This is a genomic window from Gordonia cholesterolivorans (assembly GCF_039531975.1).
GTDB lineage: Bacteria > Actinomycetota > Actinomycetes > Mycobacteriales > Mycobacteriaceae > Gordonia > Gordonia sihwensis.
The window spans coordinates 67,377-84,406 of record NZ_BAAARB010000008.1 but is presented as its reverse complement, the minus strand read 5'-3'; the positions used below and the strand labels follow the sequence as shown (position 1 = coordinate 84,406).

The 17,030-nt window shown below is 66.7% G+C and carries 16 protein-coding genes, 1 pseudogene and 1 riboswitch; of the genes and pseudogenes, 9 read left to right on the top strand and 8 right to left on the bottom strand.

Annotated elements, in window-relative coordinates:
- Window positions 1-24: 24 nt before the first annotated feature.
- The 3 genes from ABFX36_RS09450 to ABFX36_RS09440 all read right to left on the bottom strand — a co-directional run bounded on the left by ABFX36_RS09450 (window position 25) and on the right by ABFX36_RS09440 (window position 2,228).
- Window positions 25-1,071 carry a C40 family peptidase gene (locus ABFX36_RS09450; protein ID WP_006895297.1) on the bottom strand — a complete coding sequence of 349 codons (1,047 nt, stop codon included), beginning with the start codon at window positions 1,069-1,071 and terminating at the stop codon, window positions 25-27.
- An 88-nt stretch (window positions 1,072-1,159) separates the two neighbouring features.
- Window positions 1,160-1,735, bottom strand: a complete 576-nt coding sequence (locus ABFX36_RS09445) for a C40 family peptidase (protein WP_006895296.1) — start codon at window positions 1,733-1,735, stop codon at window positions 1,160-1,162.
- Window positions 1,736-1,753: 18 nt separating this feature from the next.
- Window positions 1,754-1,953: riboswitch (cyclic di-AMP (ydaO/yuaA leader) on the bottom strand.
- Window positions 1,954-2,063: 110 nt separating this feature from the next.
- Entirely contained in the window at window positions 2,064-2,228 is a 165-nt protein-coding gene (locus ABFX36_RS09440) for a hypothetical protein (RefSeq protein ID WP_346076075.1), read from the bottom strand.
- Window positions 2,229-2,505: 277 nt separating this feature from the next.
- On the opposite strand from ABFX36_RS09440, the gene ABFX36_RS09435 reads away from it, so the two are divergent.
- The 3 genes from ABFX36_RS09435 to ABFX36_RS09425 are packed head-to-tail and all read left to right on the top strand — an operon-like array spanning window position 2,506 to window position 5,365.
- The gene (locus tag ABFX36_RS09435) at window positions 2,506-4,266 is read left to right on the top strand and encodes a DEDD exonuclease domain-containing protein (protein ID WP_346076073.1); all 1,761 of its coding nucleotides are present in this window, start codon (window positions 2,506-2,508) and stop codon (window positions 4,264-4,266) included.
- A gap of 32 nt (window positions 4,267-4,298) precedes the next feature.
- Entirely contained in the window at window positions 4,299-4,577 is a 279-nt protein-coding gene (locus ABFX36_RS09430; protein ID WP_006895293.1) for an Lrp/AsnC family transcriptional regulator, read from the top strand.
- Window positions 4,574-5,365: an AraC family transcriptional regulator gene (locus ABFX36_RS09425; protein WP_346076071.1), complete on the top strand. Its 792-nt coding sequence runs from the start codon at window positions 4,574-4,576 to the stop codon at window positions 5,363-5,365. The genes ABFX36_RS09430 and ABFX36_RS09425 overlap by 4 nt, the downstream gene beginning before the upstream one ends.
- Window positions 5,366-5,367: 2 nt before the next feature.
- Here ABFX36_RS09425 and trpD read toward each other — a convergent pair whose 3' ends face one another.
- Together trpD and ABFX36_RS09415 are read right to left on the bottom strand one after the other, a co-directional pair.
- A complete protein-coding gene (gene trpD, locus ABFX36_RS09420; RefSeq protein WP_062366672.1) occupies window positions 5,368-6,456 on the bottom strand; it encodes an anthranilate phosphoribosyltransferase in 1,089 nt (362 codons plus the stop codon).
- Between the two features lie 55 nt (window positions 6,457-6,511).
- Window positions 6,512-6,976: a hypothetical protein gene (locus ABFX36_RS09415; protein ID WP_006895290.1), complete on the bottom strand. Its 465-nt coding sequence runs from the start codon at window positions 6,974-6,976 to the stop codon at window positions 6,512-6,514.
- A 170-nt stretch (window positions 6,977-7,146) separates the two neighbouring features.
- Between ABFX36_RS09415 and ctaE the strand changes: the two genes are divergently transcribed.
- The 5 genes and pseudogenes from ctaE to ABFX36_RS09390 form a co-directional block, all read left to right on the top strand.
- Window positions 7,147-7,758 carry an aa3-type cytochrome oxidase subunit III gene (gene ctaE / locus ABFX36_RS09410; RefSeq protein WP_039866941.1) on the top strand — a complete coding sequence of 204 codons (612 nt, stop codon included), beginning with the start codon at window positions 7,147-7,149 and terminating at the stop codon, window positions 7,756-7,758.
- Between the two features lie 81 nt (window positions 7,759-7,839).
- Window positions 7,840-8,742: a cytochrome bc1 complex diheme cytochrome c subunit gene (gene qcrC / locus ABFX36_RS09405; protein WP_062366670.1), complete on the top strand. Its 903-nt coding sequence runs from the start codon at window positions 7,840-7,842 to the stop codon at window positions 8,740-8,742.
- A complete protein-coding gene (gene qcrA / locus ABFX36_RS09400; protein ID WP_062366668.1) occupies window positions 8,739-9,890 on the top strand; it encodes a cytochrome bc1 complex Rieske iron-sulfur subunit in 1,152 nt (383 codons plus the stop codon). Before qcrC ends, qcrA begins: the two co-directional genes overlap by 4 nt.
- The gene (gene qcrB / locus ABFX36_RS09395) at window positions 9,887-11,506 is read left to right on the top strand and encodes a cytochrome bc1 complex cytochrome b subunit (protein ID WP_006895286.1); all 1,620 of its coding nucleotides are present in this window, start codon (window positions 9,887-9,889) and stop codon (window positions 11,504-11,506) included. Before qcrA ends, qcrB begins: the two co-directional genes overlap by 4 nt.
- A gap of 379 nt (window positions 11,507-11,885) precedes the next feature.
- Window positions 11,886-12,371, top strand: a pseudogene (locus ABFX36_RS09390) (helix-turn-helix domain-containing protein); the annotation flags it as partial.
- Between the two features lie 135 nt (window positions 12,372-12,506).
- Here the strand turns inward: ABFX36_RS09390 and ABFX36_RS09385 are convergent.
- From ABFX36_RS09385 to ctaC, 3 genes are read right to left on the bottom strand one after another with little or no spacing between them, the layout of a single operon-like run.
- Entirely contained in the window at window positions 12,507-13,058 is a 552-nt protein-coding gene (locus tag ABFX36_RS09385; protein ID WP_346076066.1) for a GNAT family N-acetyltransferase, read from the bottom strand.
- A gap of 41 nt (window positions 13,059-13,099) precedes the next feature.
- Window positions 13,100-13,516: a cytochrome c oxidase subunit 4 gene (locus tag ABFX36_RS09380; protein ID WP_006895284.1), complete on the bottom strand. Its 417-nt coding sequence runs from the start codon at window positions 13,514-13,516 to the stop codon at window positions 13,100-13,102.
- Between the two features lie 6 nt (window positions 13,517-13,522).
- Complete coding sequence (gene ctaC / locus ABFX36_RS09375; protein ID WP_006895283.1) at window positions 13,523-14,665, bottom strand: aa3-type cytochrome oxidase subunit II; 1,143 nt, start codon at window positions 14,663-14,665, stop codon at window positions 13,523-13,525.
- Between the two features lie 310 nt (window positions 14,666-14,975).
- On the opposite strand from ctaC, the gene asnB reads away from it, so the two are divergent.
- Window positions 14,976-16,901 (top strand): asparagine synthase (glutamine-hydrolyzing), encoded by a 1,926-nt coding sequence (gene asnB / locus ABFX36_RS09370; protein WP_346076063.1) that lies wholly within the window; start codon window positions 14,976-14,978, stop codon window positions 16,899-16,901.
- The last annotated feature ends 129 nt before the right edge of the window (window positions 16,902-17,030 follow it).

Below are 17,030 nucleotides of genomic sequence, written 5' to 3'. Positions count from 1 at the left end.
GATCGCGGCACGCTGGGGGCGCACTCAGTACCGTCGCGCGGAGTTGTACGGGCCGGCCTTGTCGATCGGCACCACCGCGACCGGCACACCGAAGGTCGATGCGTGCACCACGTAACCGTCGCCCACATACATCCCGACGTGCGTGGCATCCGGGTAGTAGATGATCAGATCTCCCGGCTCGAGGTCGTTGCGATCGACCGGGGTGCCGCCTGCGAGCTGAGCCTCACTGGTCCGCGGAATCGAACGTCCGGCCTGCTTATAGGCCCACAGCATCAGGCCGGAGCAATCGAACTGGTTCGGCCCGGTGGCGCCCCAGACGTACGGATCACCGATACGCGAGATCGCGGCCTGGACGGCCACGAGTTCCGGAGAGGTCCCCTTCGGCACGGCCCGGGGGTCGAAGTTGTACTTCGGCCCGCGCAGCGCGGCGAGCTGCTTGCCGGTCATCGACTGGTAGATGGCGCGGATCTGAACGGCTTCGATCTGCAGATTCGCCTGCTTGGCCTGCAGTTCACCGCGCTGCTTCTCCGAGGCGGCAATGGCCTGGGTCGCGGCTGCGGCGGTCTTCTCGGCCTCCGATTTGGCGGCCTTGGCCTCGCGTGCGGTCTTCACCACCGACCGCAAGTCGGCAGCCGACTGGCGGGACATCACTTCCAGACCCGACATGTTGTCGAGGAGATTCTGGGGCGAATCGCTCACCAGCATCGCGTAGAGGCGGTTGATGCGAGCTCCGCGGTAGCTGACGCGCGCGAGGGCGTCCACCTTCTTCTGGGCCGCGTCCATCTGGCCCTGCATCGCGGTGAGCTGATGGGCCGCCTTGTCGGCCTTGCGTCGTTCGACGGCGACGATGCGGCGCTGCTTGTCGTACTCGACCTGCGCGGCGTTCATCGCCTCGGAGGTCTTCTCGGCGTTCACCGAGAGCGAGCGGTACTTCGAGAGCAGTTGGTCGGGGGTGCGCGCCGGGTCGGCTGACACGGGGGCCCCGACCATGATCGTCGACGCGGACACGGCTGCCAGCCCGAAGGCGGCCGCCCGTCTGAGCGTCCGGGACGTTCGACTCTTCAACACCACTCGCACTCGATCCTTCATACCCGTGAGGGCGGGCCGGCGCACATCACGCCGTCCCGCCCTTCACCGAAGTTCAAACGGCAGTCGCTGCTCAGTAGCGGCGAATACCCGTCAGGTTCCACGCGTTCACCTTGTCGCGCTTCACCGGAACGCCCTCGGTGGACGAGTGGACGAAGATTCCATTGCCGGCGTAGATGCCTGCGTGGCCGCCGCCGTTGAAGATCAGGATGTCGCCGGGCTGGGCCTGTGCCAGCGATGCGACGGGGGTGCCGCCGCCGAGCTGACCGTAGCTGTCGCGCGGGATGATCTTCCCGGCCTGCTTGTAGGCCCACGAGGTCAGACCCGAGCAGTCGAAGGCGTTGGGGCCGGCCGCACCGTAGACGTACGGCGCGCCGATCTTGGACTCCGCGTAGCGCAGCGCCTTCTTGGCGCGCACCTGCTGCGGGGTGCCGATGTCCAGGCTCGGGGCCTGCGGGGCCTTCGGCACCAGGTTCTGCGGCAGTCCCGGAACGTCGAAGGTGCCGACGTTCGGAACGGTCACCGGAGTGGCATGTGCGGGAGCTGCGGCGAACGCCAGCGATCCGCCGATGGCGATCGAGCCGGCGAGCACTGCGGACTTGGCGGCCTTACGGCCGGCACTGGTCTGCTCCAAACTATGTTTGCCCACGAAAACACGTACTCCTTGTTGTTCTCCCTTATCGCCGACCGGGTTAGCTGTCGGGTTCGGGCCGGAAGAGATGGACCCTACGCAGGCAGAAAGAAGCCCGAAGCTTCAATCCTTGTGCGATTCACCCCAATCCGCACGCACGATTCGCATCGGTCGCACGGAGGAAGTGGTTCCCCGGTTCGCCCCCGTTGGTGAGGGCGATTAGGCGATGACCCACCGGGCACCCGGACTGCTCCGGGACATCCCTGACTGGAAGGTCTCGGAAAGATTACGAAACCCTGACAGCGATGTCCACCGGCCCGCCGTAGGCGCGCCGTCCGCTACCGGCTCACACGGCGCGGAGGCCACCCGGCCACGACTCCCGGAAAGTGTCATCACCTGCGACGACACCCCGTTTGGCCGCACCCGCGACCTCAGGGGAGATCAATTCTGTGTCAGCGAACACATCGATCGCGTCGGCGAGTTCGGCACCGGCGGGGTCAGTGTTCTCCATGACCCCATAACCGCTGGTGGGCGGACCGAAGAAGACCTGCATCATGCAGTCGCCGCAGGCTCGCGCTCGCATCGGACACCGCGCACAGTCAATTTTCATGTGATCTGCCTCTCATCATCTCGGTGGAGACGGCGAAACCGGGCAATCACGTTGTCCGCGACCCGAAGACGTCTCGTCGCCGTCGACCTCGGGTGGAGACTACGACGCCCCTACGACATCTCCGTCCGCCGAAGCGCGTCGGGCCGGGGCTGTCAGAGCCCCGCCGTACGGTTCGGCCATGACCGTCGAACAGCTGTCGTTCGCCGACCTTCCCGAGGCCGACGAGTTCACCTCCGCTCCGTTGCGGGAGACCACCTTCGTGGTGGTCGACCTCGAGACCACGGGCGGGAGTCCGGAGAACGACCGCATCACGGAGATCGGTGCGGTCAAGATCCGTGGAGGCGAAGTGCTCGGCGAGTTCGCGACGCTGGTCGACCCCGGGCGCGCGATCCCGCCGCAGATCGTCGCCCTCACCGGAATCACCACCGCCATGCTCTACGACGCGCCAGCCGTCGAGGCGGTGCTGCCGTCCTTCGTCGAGTTCGCCCGCGGGTGCGTCCTGGTGGCGCACAACGCCCGCTTCGACATGGGGTTCCTGCGGAGGAGCGCTGCCCGAGCGGGCCTGCCGTGGCCGTTCTCCGCGTCCCTGTGCACTGTGGTGATGGCCCGACGGATTCTGAGCAGGCAGGAGGCGCCGAGCGTCAAACTCTCCGCGCTGGCCGATCTGTTCGACGTCTCGGTCCGGCCGACCCACCGTGCGCTGGACGACGCCCGTGCCACGGTCGACGTCTTCCATCGACTTCTGGAGCGCGTCGGCGACCAGGGGGTGCGAACGGTGGGCGATCTGACCACGTATCTGCCCCGGGCGACGCCGGCGATGCGCGCCAAACGCACGATGGCGTCCGGGCTCCCCCATAGGCCCGGCGTCTACCTCTTCCGCGGTCCGTCGGAGGAGGTCCTATATATAGGTACCGCCGTCGACCTCCACCGTCGCGTCTCCGGGTACTTCAACGGAAGCGACACCCGCACCCGGATCGCCGAGATGGTCTCACTCGCGACCCGCGTCGATCACGTCGAGTGCGCTCATGCGCTGGAGGCCGGGGTCGCCGAACTGCGACTTCTCGGGGTCCACAAGCCGTCCTACAATCGCCGTTCCCGCAATCCGCAGCGGGGCTGGTGGATCACCCTGACCGCCGAGCGCTTCCCGCGCCTCAAGGTGTCGCGCACGCCGGGGACCGAATCGCTCGGGCCGGTGTCGAGCCGGGCGGTCGCGCTGGAGGTGGCGGACGTCCTCTCCGGGGCGGCGGGGCTGCGGACGTGCGGCGTCGACCTGAAGAAGGCGAGCCACCACTGGTGTGAGGGGCCGACGGAGGCGGGACGACTGCCGGATCCGCTCGTCGCGACGCTGCCGGGAACGTGCCGCGCCGCCAGTGACCGCCCGCAGACGCTGCCGGACTACCTCTGCCGAGTCGAGGCCGTACGCGACCTGATCTCGGGACGGTCCGACTCGCTTCTCGCGGTTCTGCGCGAACGCGTCGAGTACCTGGCCCAGCAGCGCCGGTTCGAGTCGGCGGCCCGGGCGCGCGACCGGCTGTCGGCGACCATCGAGACCCTCGCCCGGACGCAGCGGCTCGCGGCGGTGGCGCAGCGGCCGGAGGTCGTGGGCGCACGGCCCGACGGTGCCGGCGGCTGGGAGCTGAGCGTCGTCAGATACGGGCGCCTGGCCGGCTCCGCGCACGCGGCTCGCGGCGTGGCCCCGATGGCGGTCGTCGAACGACTCAGAGCCGCGTCCACGACCGTGTTGCCCCCGGCCGACGACAGCGGACCGCTCGCCGGTGCGCCTGCCGAGGAGACGGCGCTGATCGAGCGATGGCTGTACGAGTCCGGTACGCGGTTGGTCGACGTGAGCGACCAGCTCTCACTGCCGATCGGCGCGGCCGAGCGCTGGCGCGACTTCGCACGCATCGCGCGATCGGCGCGCGAGGCGACGAGTCGCTAACGGCCTGGCGGCAAGCCACTAGAGTCGAGCCCATGATCACCGCCATCGTTCTCATCGGAGCCGACATCCATCAGATCCCCGAGACGGCCCAGGCCGTCGCCGAGATCCCGGGCGTCACCGAGGTGTACTCGTGCGCCGGCGACGTGGACCTGATCGCCAAGGTCCGGGTGCGCAATCACGAGGAGATCGCCTCGGTGGTGACCGGCGCCATCAACCGTCTTCCCGGTGTCCGCACGAGTGCCACGCACATCGCGTTCCGCAGTTACGCCAGCGCCGAGGTGGAGGGCGGGTTCTCGATCGGCGAGGCGTGACGCGCCCCGATGTCCCGTCCGACCGAGGCGTCCTGCACCCGGAGTCGCTTCCCGAGTTCCATCGACTTCCCGCCATCGGCGCGACGGCCGACCTGGTCCGGTGGTTCTGGATCTGCCGCTGGCAGCTGCCGACCGGCCGTGTCAGCCGCCAGGAGGTCATCGGCTTCGGCGCCCTGAATCTGGTGGTTCAGCACGATCACGTCGTGGTGGCCGGTGCGACCACCCGGATCAGTCATCGGGACCTGGCAGGAACAGGATGGGCCGTGGGAGCACTCCTGCGGCCCGCGGCCGCAGGAGCACTCCCCATCCGTCCCGCCGAACATCTCGACACCGTCACCGTGGTGTCCGCACCGGACCTGCACGCCGCGGTGAGCACCGAGATGACCACTGGAATGGGCTCCCCGCCCGACCCCGCGGCCGCTGCCGAGACGGTGGGACGGTGGCTGCGGGCTCGCGCGTCGCTCACCGACGAGGCGCTGCTCGCGAACCGCGCGGTGACCGCGCTCGAGTCCGACCCCGCTCTGATCCGGGTCGATCAATCGGCCGAACTCTTCGGGATCAGCGAACGGACCCTGCAGCGCCTCACCGCCAAGTACGTCGGCCTGTCACCGGCGGCGTTGATCCGCCGCCGTCGACTGCAGGAGGCGGCGCACCGCGTCCGGACACGGCCGGACGAATCCCTCGCCGAGATCGCCGCCGAGCTCGGCTACACCGATCACGCCCATATGACACGCGACTTCGCCTCGGTGCTCGGGTTCACCCCGAGCCGCTACCGCGCGGGAGGGTGAGATCAGCCGTGCTCGGCGGCGAGGCGGTTGCTGACCTGCGCCCAGCGCGACAGCAGGTCCGCCGCCCCGCCCGAGTCGATCACGGCCTCGACCCTCGCGAGAGCATCGCGCATCGCCGCGATGAACTCCTCCTGAGTGAACATCTCGTCCTGTTCGAAGGCGACCACAGCGGCCGCGGCGTTGAGGACCACCGCGTCACGCACCGCACCGCGGGCACCGGCGAACATCTCACGGGCGATCTGCGCGTTGACCGAAGCGTCTCCGCCCTGCAGGGCTGACAGTTCGACGAGATCGATTCCGAGGTCCCGGGGATCGAGGGTCAGTTCGCGCGACCGGCCGCCGATGATCTGCCACACGGTGGAGGTGGTGGTGGTCGTCAACTCGTCGAGACCGTCGTCGCCTCGAACCAGAAGCACCCGGTTGCCGCGCTCTGCGAAGGCCTGCGCCAGCACCGGCGCGAGGTCGGAGAAGGCGCAGCCGATGAGTCCGGCCTCCGGCGACGCCGGATTCGTCAGCGGCCCGAGCACGTTGAAGACCGTCGGAATGCCGATCTGACTGCGCGGCGGTCCTGTGAAGCGGAAGGCCGGATGAAAGACCGGCGCGAAGCAGAAGCCGATACCGAGTTCCTCGACGCACTGCTGGACCGCGGCTGGCGGCAGCGTGATCGCCACGCCGAGCGCCTCGAGCACGTCGGCTCCGCCGCTCTTCGACGAGGCCGCACGGTTCCCGTGCTTCACCACCGGAACACCCAGAGCGGCCACGACCACCGATGTCATCGTGGAGATGTTGACGGTGTGGGAGCGGTCGCCCCCGGTCCCGACGATGTCGACCGCCGACCCCGACACCTCGATGCGGTTCGCGAGTGCGAGCATCGCCTCCGACAGCCCTCGCAACTCCGACGACGAGGCGCCCTTCATTTTGACGCCGACACCGAACGCGGCGATCTGTGCGCCGGTCGCCGCGTCGGACATGATCTCGCGCATCGCCCACGCCGCCTCGTCCACCGTCAGATCGACCCGATCGGTCACTTTGCCGAGTACATACGGCCAGGTGTAAGCGTTCTCGGCGGCAGTCACGTCGTCAGCAGTCACGCGAACCACCCTAACGGCAGCCTCCCGGACGCGTCAGCGGAGTATCCGCCGCAGTTCAGCGACGGGGCGCACCGGCTTCCCCGGCACCCGCCGGCCGCAGCACCGCCCAACCGACGACGGCCCCCTCCGCGCGCGAGACCATGCTCGCGATGCGGGCCCGCTCCCGAGAGAGCGCCACCGCATCCACCGGCATCACCCGAGCAAGCGCGAGGGTCGTCAGCGCGTCGTCCGCTGCGTCGGGCCCCGCAGCCACCACACGCTCATCCACCGGACTCTCGTCGACCGCGTAACCGTCCGCACCGACACGCTCGAGGACCCCGCCGACCGCCGAGGCGGGCAGTCGCACCACATGCCGCAGAACCACCGCCTCGGTCGAGGCGAACCCCGCCTGCGCCAATGCCACCGAACTCGCGACCGTCTCGTCGGTGCCGGAGACGACCACCCGCAGATCCGGATCGCCCACCACGGGCTCGGGTGCGCGCGCGGCGTCACTGCGCCAGGGCAGCTTCCACGAGACCATCACGCCACCTCACGCCATATCGTCATGGCGTCCACCGTAAACCCTCATCCTGGTCTCAGGACACGCCGGTAGACTCGTCGTCATCGGCTCTACCTGCGGAAAGCAGGCGACTTCGAGCAATTTTCCGACCCGGGTGGTCAACGGTTACTACGAACCGTCATACTTCTCTTGTGACTAGCGCTGTGGGTAACTCAGAAACCGCCATCACCTCACGCGTGCACTCGCTGAACCGTCCGAACATGGTCAGCGTCGGCACCATCGTGTGGCTGTCGAGCGAATTGATGTTCTTCGCTGGCCTCTTCGCGATGTATTTCGTCGCTCGGGCCAATGCATCGGACGGCTGGCCGCAGCCCCCGACACATCTGAACCTCTGGCTCGCCGTGCCGGTGACCACGGTTCTGATTCTCAGTTCGTTCACCTGCCAGGCAGGTGTCTTCGCCGCCGAGCGCGGCGACGTGTACGGCCTTCGTCGCTGGTACACGCTGACCCTGCTGATGGGCACCTTCTTCGTGTGCGGCCAGGCCTACGAGTACTACTCGCTCATCAACGAGGGCACCACGCTCTCGTCGAGCGCATACGGGTCGGTCTTCTACATGGCGACCGGTTTCCACGGCATGCACGTCATCGGCGGTCTCCTCGCTTTCGTCTTCCTCCTCATCCGCACACGCCTGTCGAAGTTCACTCCGGCGCAGGCGACAGCTGCGATCGTCGTCTCGTACTACTGGCACTTCGTCGACGTGGTGTGGATCGCGCTGTTCGTCGTCATTTACTTCATCCGGTAGCCCCCGGCGGCCGAAGAACCGGCCGGCCCGCCGGACCGGTTCACATACATTCAGTCCAAACCGCTTAGTAGAGAGTCACAGATGAGATCATCTCCACCGAGTTCGCCGGAAGACCGCGACCCGTCCGATGAAAACAACGACGCCGCGCGCGCTAAGCGGCGTCGCAAGCTCCGTCGCCGAGCCAGCGGCACCATCTTCCTTCTGCTTGGCCTGATCGCCACCGGCATCATCGCCGCATTGATCTCGCCCAAGCCGCAGGTCGCGACCGCCGACGACAAGAGCGCGAGCTCCGTCGCCGCAGGCAAGCAGCTGTACGACACCTCCTGCATCACCTGCCACGGCGCCAACCTCGAGGGCGTCCGGGACCGCGGTCCGTCGCTCATCGGCGTCGGTGACGCCGCGGTGTACTTCCAGGTCTCCAGCGGCCGCATGCCGGCCTCGCGCAACGAGGCTCAGGCGCAGCGCAAGCCCGCCAAGTTCACTGAGGCTCAGATCGACCAGCTCGGCGCCTACATCCAGGCGATGGGCGGCGGTCCGTCGGTCATGTACGAGAAGGACGCCGACGGCAACATCAAGTACAAGGACGGCTTCCCCGTCCTCGCGATGGACTCGCTGCGCGGCACCGACATCGGCCGCGGTTCGGAGCTGTTCCGTCTCAACTGCGCCTCCTGCCACAACTTCACCGGTCGTGGCGGCGCTCTCTCGGGCGGTAAGTTCGCTCCCCCGCTGACGGACGTCAACCCGCAGCAGCTCTACACCGCGATGCTCACCGGACCGCAGAACATGCCCAAGTTCTCGAACCGTCAGCTGTCGGTGGACGAGAAGAAGAACATCATCGGCTACGTCCGTTACGTGGACACCGCCAACCCCAGCGGCGGTTACGGACTGGGCGGTTTCGGTCCGGTCTCTGAGGGCATCGTCATGTGGGTTGTCGGCGTGACGGCGGTCGTCGCCGGCGCAATGTGGATTGGATCACGAAATTGAGCGACACGAGTAAGGACGTCCCGTCCGACGACGAACTCGCCGCAATGTCTCGCGACGAGAAGGTCCGTCTCGGTACCAACCTCGACGGAGTGGAGATCATCCACCGCGCCGAGCGTTTCCCCGAGCCGGGCACGAAGGCCGAGAAGCGCGCCGAGTTCGCTGTCGCGATCTGGTTCGTGCTGGCAGGCCTCTTCGCCATCGCCGGCTTCGCGCTGTTCATCTGGAATGAATGGCAGTTCCGCATGCCGGACGAGTCGGGCTACTGGGCTTACACCCTGTACACGCCTCTGCTCGGCGTTACCTTCGGTCTCTCGATCCTGTCGTTCGGATTCGGCGTCGTTCAGCTGACCAAGCGGTTCATCCCGGCCGAGATCTCGGTGCAGGATCGTCACGACGGAGGTTCGGCGGACGTCGACAAGCAGACCATCGTCGCTGAACTCGACGACACGCTGGAGACCTCCACCCTCCCCCGCCGCAAGATGATCATCGGTTCGGCGGTCTTCGGCCTCGGCGCATTGTCGGTGGCCGGCGGCGTCGCCGCGATCGGCGGCTTCATCAAGAACCCGTGGGCCAAGGGCGACGACGCTCCCCTGTGGCACACCGGTTGGTCGCCGATCTACAACGAGACCAAGGGCGAGACCGTCTTCCTGCGCCGCGACACCGGCAACCCCTACCAGGTGGCCCTGGTCCGACCGGAGGACCTCGACGCCGGCGCCATGGAGACCGTCTTCCCGTGGCGCGTCTCCGACGGCTACGGCGAGACCGAGGAGTCCCGCCACAAGCTGCTCGAGGGTCTTCGCGCGGTCCGCAACCCCGTCATGCTGATCCGCCTGCGTCCGGCCGACGCCGAGCGCGTCATCAAGCGCAAGGGCCAGGAGAGCTTCAACTACGGCGACTACTACGCCTACACGAAGGTCTGCAGTCACCTGGGTTGCCCGACCTCGCTGTACGAGCAGCAGACCAACCGGATCCTCTGCCCGTGCCACCAGTCGCAGTTCAACGCCCTCGAGTACGGCAAGGCGGTCTTCGGACCGGCCGCACGTGCGCTGGCGCAGCTGCCCATCAGTGTTAACAACCAGGGCTACATGGTCGCCAACGGCGACTTCATCGAGCCCGTCGGACCGGCATTCTGGGAGCGTAAGTCATGACGATCGCTGACCGCCTCGCCACGCAGGCAGAAGAGGTCGACTCGCGGTACCACCTCGCGGCCGGTATGCGTCGACAGATCAACAAGGTCTTCCCCACCCACTGGTCGTTCCTGCTGGGCGAGATCGCGCTGTACAGCTTCATCATCCTGTTGCTGTCCGGTACGTACCTGACTCTGTTCTTCGACCCGTCGATGGCTCACGTCATCTACGACGGCGCCTACCAGCCGCTCAACGGCGTCACCATGAGTCGCGCGTACGAGACCACGCTGAACCTCTCCTTCGAGGTCCGCGGCGGACTCTTCGTTCGCCAGATCCACCACTGGGCGGCCCTGCTGTTCGCCGCGTCGATCATCATCCACATGATGCGAATCTTCTTCACCGGCGCGTTCCGCCGCCCGCGTGAGGCGAACTGGGTCATCGGCTGCTTCCTGCTGCTGCTGGCGATGTTCGAGGGATTCTTCGGGTACTCGCTGCCGGACGACCTGCTCTCGGGCACCGGCGTTCGCGCCGCGATGTCGGGCATCGTCCTGGGCATTCCGCTGATCGGTACCTGGGTCCAGTGGGCCCTGTTCAGCGGCGACTTCCCGGGCGACATCATCATCCCGCGCCTGTACGTCCTGCACATCCTGATCTTCCCGGCCATCATCCTGGGTCTGATCGGTGCTCACCTGGCTCTGGTCTGGTACCAGAAGCACACGCAGTTCCCCGGCCCCGGCCGCACCGAGAAGAACGTCGTCGGCGTTCGCATCCTCCCGGTGTTCGCCGCCAAGGGCGGTGCCTTCTTCGCCATTATCACCGGCGTTCTCGCCCTGATGGCCGGCGTCTTCCAGATCAATGCGGTGTGGAACATCGGTCCGTACAACCCGGCGCAGGTCTCGGCGGGCTCGCAGCCCGACATCTACATGATGTGGACCGACGGCTTCGCCCGACTGATGCCGCCGTGGGAGCTCTACCTCGGCAACTACACGATCCCCGCGATCTTCTGGGTCGTTGTGGTCATCGGCGTGATCTTCGGCCTGCTCTTCACGTACCCCTGGATCGAGAAGAAGCTGACCGGCGACACCGCGCACCACAACCTGCTGCAGCGTCCGCGTGACACCCCGGTGCGCACGGCGGTCGGAGCGATGGCCCTGGCGTTCTACATCATCCTCACGGTGAGCTGTATGAACGACATCATCGCGCTGAAGTTCCACATCTCGCTCAACGCGACCACCTGGATGGGCCGCATCGGTCTGCTGGTGATCCCGCCGCTGGTGTACTTCATCGCGTACCGCTGGGCATTGTCGTTGCAGCGCAGCGACCGCGACGTCCTCGCACACGGCATCGAGACGGGCATCATCCGCCGCGAGCCCAAGGGCGAGTACATCGAGATCCACCAGCCGCTCGGACCGGTCGACGACCACGGTCACCCGATCCCGCTCCCCTACGAGGGTGCACCGCTGCCGAAGCGGATGAACAAGCTCGGCGCAGCGGGGTCGCCGGGTTCCGGCACCGTGCTGGTTCCGGACAGCGCCGAGGAGCAGGCGCTCAACGAGCGCATCGCTCACGAGCAGCACGAAGCGGAGAAGCAGGCGCTCATCGCCCTGCAGGAGAAGGGCGGCAAGGCCCTCGACTGATCCGCGCAGTCACCACGACGAAGGGCGTCTCGCACCAGCGAGACGGCCTTCGTCGTATCTGCGCTCCCCTCCCCCACCGGCGACGGTGCGCGCCCTCGATCGGTCGCCAAGCGACGGACCACGGCCGAGCTGGCGGCAGCCGAACGGGAACTGCGCAAGCGTCGCTCGCGGTCCCGGTGACCGCCGCCGAACTCGACGAGGTCGCCGACGCCGGCCGAGAATGAAGGCACGACTCGGAGTCGACGCCCTCGGCTCTACCGTCGCCCGCCCGGCCGCGCCCGGAGATCTGGTGGCCGGCTGCGTGGTTCACAACGACCGCGGATCGCAGGGCGGATTCAACTGGTCGCCGCAACACCTTGACTGTGGAGGTGTTTCCGCAGTGGCGACGAAGGACTGGTCTGCTAAGACGAGCGACGTTCCTGAAAGGGCTCGGCGGCAGTGGCGTCCAGATCGTGCGTTGCGCCCGCCGATACGCTCGCCCGGGCGGCCCGAGCCCTCTCGGGCGGTGCAGCGGCAGTTCTGCCTCTGATCGCGAAGGGCATCAACTAGGCCGAGGCGTCGTTGACGGTTGGCGTGTCCGTGCCGGTTGGCGCTCATTGGTTCCGTCACGCTGGCGGTATGCCACCGATCTCATTGGCCGCACCTACCGGCCGCTACCTGTCTTTCGCCGGACGTGAGGAGATCGCGCTCTTGCGCGCTAGACAGGTCGGGGTTCGTGAGATCGTACGCAGGATTGGCCGGGACTCCGGGGACGATCTCGCGTGAGTTACGCCGCAACGCGGCCACGCGCGCAGGGAAGCAGGAGTATCGGGCATTGGTGGCGCAGTGGAAAGCGCCGCAGGCGGCGAAGCGGCCGACGACGGCAAGCTCTCGCGCTCAACAACCGGCCCGCAAGAGCCTGGGCTGGAGAACCCCGGCAGAGGGCCTGCTCCGGAAGAACGTCCTCGATCGTCAGCCCCGGGCGCCCCGGAACGGGCCTACGAGGCCGTGGACGTCGAGTTCACCACACGTCCCCGCGGCGGAATTCGCAGATCAGCCGACCGTCCGTGTCGATCTCCGCGGTCTCAGGTGTCCGGAGGACCAGGACTGCGCCCTCATCGTCCGGGGTGGACTGTACCCCCGACTGTGTGAGGACGCCGAGCGGGCCGGACCACCGTTCCCAGCAGTGTCGAAGATACAGCCGGCGACCGTCGTCGGAGGCACCGAGTGCGCCGAAGTCGTACGCACGGGCGACGATTCCGTCCACCTGGTGCATCAGCGCATCGCCGATGCCGCGGCGGCGGTATGCGGCATCGACCGCCACCGCCTCCACATAGCCCGTCCGCAGAACCCTGCCGCCGGGCACATTCTCCCCTTGGACGATCAGCTGCCGTTGAACGACGGACGCGTGTCCCACCACCGCGTCCTCGGTACCGAACGCGATCACGTGGACGCCGCCGAGCGCATGGTCGAAGTCGTCGGCGCCGAAGTCCCCGTCGAAGGCATCGGCCAGGAATGCGAACAGCTGCCCGCGGAACGCCGCGGACAGCTCGTGAGAATGACGAAGCCGCACCCGGTTCTCGGGTGCGGCTTCGTGCGTCTGAGTGGAGACGATCAGTGCTTCTCGGGTCCGACGTGGTACTCGAAGACCAGTCCGGCGACCGTGCCGACGATGATCGGCACCAGACCGATGGCGAACCACCAGTTGGAACTCGCGAAACCGATGGCGAAGAGCGCTGCGCCGCCGGCGATCATGATCGGCCAGTAGCTGTGCGGCGAGAAGAAGCCGAGCTCACCGGCGCCGTCCTCGATCTCCGCCTCTTCGTAATCCTCCGGACGGATCTCCACGCGACGGGCCACGAACCGGAAGTAGGTGCCCGCGATGAGCGCCAGACCGCCGGAGAAGAACATGGCGGTCGCACCCGCCCATTCCACACCGGTCCGGTAGTAGAACGTCGCGACGGCGTAGATCACGCCCATCAGGATGAAGAAGAGGGCGAGGGCCTCAAAGACCCGTGCTTCGACCTTCATAGTTCCTTAAACCTCCGGGGTGCACTGGGCGATCGTGGTGTTGTTGGCATCGCCGAGGTTCTTCGGAGTGGTTCCGTTGGAGACACGGCGGGTGTCGAACGGAACCGTGGTGACCGACTCGGGAACCTGGCACACGGCCTTGAGCGCCTGAGCGTTGGTCGCCTCCGGGTGGGCCTGGCGGTACTTGATGTAGTTCGCGAAGGTCGTCGGGCTCACGGCGCGGACCTCGAAGTTCATCATCGCGTGGAACGTTCCGCACATCTCCGCACAGCGTCCGACGAAGGCGCCCTCGCGGTCGATCTCGGAGATCTGGAAGCTCGAGTCCTGGTGGTTCTGCTTCGGGAAGGGCATCACGTCGCGCTTGAAGAGGAACTCGGGAACCCAGAAGGAGTGCACGACATCCGCTGCTGCGAGATCGAACTGGATGCGCGTATTGGTCGGCAGCACCAGGATCGGAATCTCCGACGAGCTACCGAGGGTCTCGATCTTGTCGTAGCTCAGGTAGTCCCGGATCTCGGCCGAACGGCCGCCGGCGGCACCGAGGATCTCCTCCTGCTTGCCGTCCTCTTCGCGGTACTTGGCGATCTGGTCCTGGAAGGGAACGCCCTGCTTGGAGTCCGTCTTTGGGTTCACCAGCTGCTTGCCGTCGATGGTGACCGACTTGTAGCCGAACTTCCAGTTCCACTGGAAGGCGGTGACGTCCACGGCGACAGCCGGGTTCTCTTCCTTCTTCTCCACCGAGTTCTGAACGACGACGGTGAAGTAGAACATCACGGCGATCAGCACGAACGGGATCGCGGTGTACGCGAGTTCCAGCGGAACGTTGTATCCGGTCTGACGCGGAATCTCGTCCTCGGCGGTGCCGTTCTTCTTGCGGCGGTGGAAGGTGATGGTCCAGAAGATCAGACCCCACACCAGCACACCCATGGCCAGGGCGGCGATGACCGACCAGGTCCAGAAGGTGCGCATATCATGTGCCTCGGGAGTGACTCCCTCCGGCCAACCGAAACGCAGGGCCTCTTCAGCACTGCAGCCCGATGTCATCAGCACACCGACGCCGAGTACTGCGAGGCCACTCAGTCTCTTGATCGTGCGCGACGGAGATCCCTTCCGTCGCGTCGACGGCCGTACACCGTTCGTCAATTTCACGCCTTCCTGCTGGCAGGGAGCTGTTCTTCCAAGGCCTGCGGCGACGAGCAGACACTCCTCGACGCAATTCTTGCACCTAGTACTACGCAGCGTAGACCAACCCGACGAAGTCGTCGTGATTGGGGTTCGCTGTTTCGCCGATCATTTTTCGCGACCTGCGGATACGGCTTCGACCGGGGGTGATTCCGCCCTCGCCACGGTGCGCCGGAGTCGCGGCGGCCAGCGCATCTGCGGCATAGTGGAACGCGCTCACGGGCGCGGATCGCCGCCCGTCTGACCTGACAGTATCTGCGAAAGAGGCCCTGACACCGTGTGTGGCTTGCTCGGAATGCTCACCAGCGACGGTTCGGCGTCGTCCACCATCGACCTCGTCGCCTCGGCAGCGAGGTGCATGCGGCATCGCGGGCCCGACGACATGGGCACGTGGAACGACGGCGACCTCGTCTTCGGTTTCAACAGGCTCTCGATCATCGACATCGAACACTCGCACCAGCCGCTGCGATGGGGGCCGGCGGAGAACCCCGAACGCTATGCACTGGTGTTCAACGGAGAGATCTACAACTACCTGGAGATCCGTGACGAGCTGGCGCGCGACCACGACGCGCCGTTCCGCACCGAAGGGGACGGCGAGTCGATCGTCGCGGGCTTCCATTACTGGGGACCGGAGGTGGTCCGCAAACTGCGCGGCATGTTCGCCTTCGCGATCTGGGACACCCAGAACCGCGAGTTGTTCATCGCCCGTGACTCGTTCGGCATCAAGCCGCTGTTCCTGGCGACCAGCCCGCGGGGTACCGCCTTCGGATCGGAGAAGAAGAGCCTCCTGGAACTGCTCGACCGGCTCGACCTCGACCGCGAACTCGACGATCGCGCGATCGAGCACTACACCGTTCTCCAGTACGTCCCCGAGCCGGAGACTCTGCACCGCAACATCACCCGGCTGGATTCCGGCTGTTACGCGACACTCAAGCCGGGTGCCGCCCCGCAGACGACTCGCTATTTCGCACCTCGATTCCCGGTGCGCCCCTTCGCTCCGGGTGGCGAGCAGAAGCGCTACGACGAGATCGCCGACGTGCTGCGCGACTCGGTGGCCAAGCACATGCGCGCGGATGTCACCGTCGGGTCGTTCCTGTCCGGCGGCATCGACTCGACGGCGATCGCGGCGCTGGCGATCCAGCACAATCCCGACCTCATCACCTTCACCACCGGATTCGAACGGGAGGGCTACTCCGAGGTCGACGTCGCCGCGGAGTCGGCGGAGGCGATCGGCGCCCGCCACATCGTGAAGGTGGTCTCGCCGCGGGAGTTCATCGAGGCGCTCCCCCAGATCATCTGGTACCTCGACGACCCGGTCGCCGACCCCGCGCTGGTACCGCTGTACTTCGTCGCGGCCGAGGCCCGAAAGCACGTGAAGGTGGTGCTCTCCGGTGAGGGCGCCGACGAGTTGTTCGGCGGCTACACCATCTACAAGGAGCCGCTGTCGCTCAAGTCGTTCGACAAGCTGCCCGGCGGACTGCGGCGGCTGGCGGGCAAGGTGTCGGACAGAATCCCCGAGGGCACCCGGGGCAAGAGCCTCCTGCACCGCGGCTCGCTGACCCTCGAGGAGCGGTACTACGGCAATGCACGCAGCTTCGACGACGCCCGGCTGCGTGCGGTGCTGCGGAACTTCCGGCCCGAGTGGACACATCAGGACGTCACCGCACCCATTTACCGGATGAGCGAGGGAATGGACCCGGTGACGCGCATGCAGCACCTCGACCTGTTCACCTGGCTGCGCGGCGACATCCTCGTCAAGGCCGACAAGATCAACATGGCGCACTCGCTGGAACTGCGCGTTCCGTTCCTCGACAAGGAGGTGTTCGCCGTCGCCGAACGCCTCCCGTTCGAGGAGAAGATCAGCCACGGCACCACCAAGTACGCGCTGCGCAAGGCGCTCGAACAGATCGTTCCGCCGCACGTGCTGCATCGTCGTAAGCTCGGTTTCCCGGTCCCGCTGCGCCACTGGCTCGCCGGCACCGAGATGTACGACTGGGCGCGCGAGCTCATCTCCACGTCCGACACCGACCACGTCTTCGACAAGCGTTTCGTGATGCAGATGCTCGAAGAGCACCGGCGCGGCGAGGTCGACAACAGCCGGCGGATCTGGACCGTCCTCTGCTTCATGCTCTGGTACGGCATCTTCGTCGACGGAACCATCGTCCCGGCGATCGAAGATCACGATTACCCGGTCCGCCTGTAATCGCCCGGTGGTCGAGCGAGCGGCCCGTCCCGCCTCCGCTAGTTGAGCGAGCGGCCCGTCCCGCCTCCGCTGGTTGAGCGAGCGGCCCGTCCCTGTTCCCGCTGGTTGAGCGAGCGGCCCGTCCCTGTT

Coding starts and splice junctions, on each gene's coding strand:
- ABFX36_RS09440 (WP_346076075.1), bottom strand. CDS start 2,228: ATGGAGAACACTGACCCCGCCGGTGCCGAACTCGCCGACGCGATCGAT.
- ABFX36_RS09435 (WP_346076073.1), top strand. CDS start 2,506: ATGACCGTCGAACAGCTGTCGTTCGCCGACCTTCCCGAGGCCGACGAG.
- ABFX36_RS09430 (WP_006895293.1), top strand. CDS start 4,299: ATGATCACCGCCATCGTTCTCATCGGAGCCGACATCCATCAGATCCCC.
- ABFX36_RS09415 (WP_006895290.1), bottom strand. CDS start 6,976: ATGGTCTCGTGGAAGCTGCCCTGGCGCAGTGACGCCGCGCGCGCACCC.
- qcrC (WP_062366670.1), top strand. CDS start 7,840: ATGAGATCATCTCCACCGAGTTCGCCGGAAGACCGCGACCCGTCCGAT.
- qcrB (WP_006895286.1), top strand. CDS start 9,887: ATGACGATCGCTGACCGCCTCGCCACGCAGGCAGAAGAGGTCGACTCG.
- ABFX36_RS09380 (WP_006895284.1), bottom strand. CDS start 13,516: ATGAAGGTCGAAGCACGGGTCTTTGAGGCCCTCGCCCTCTTCTTCATC.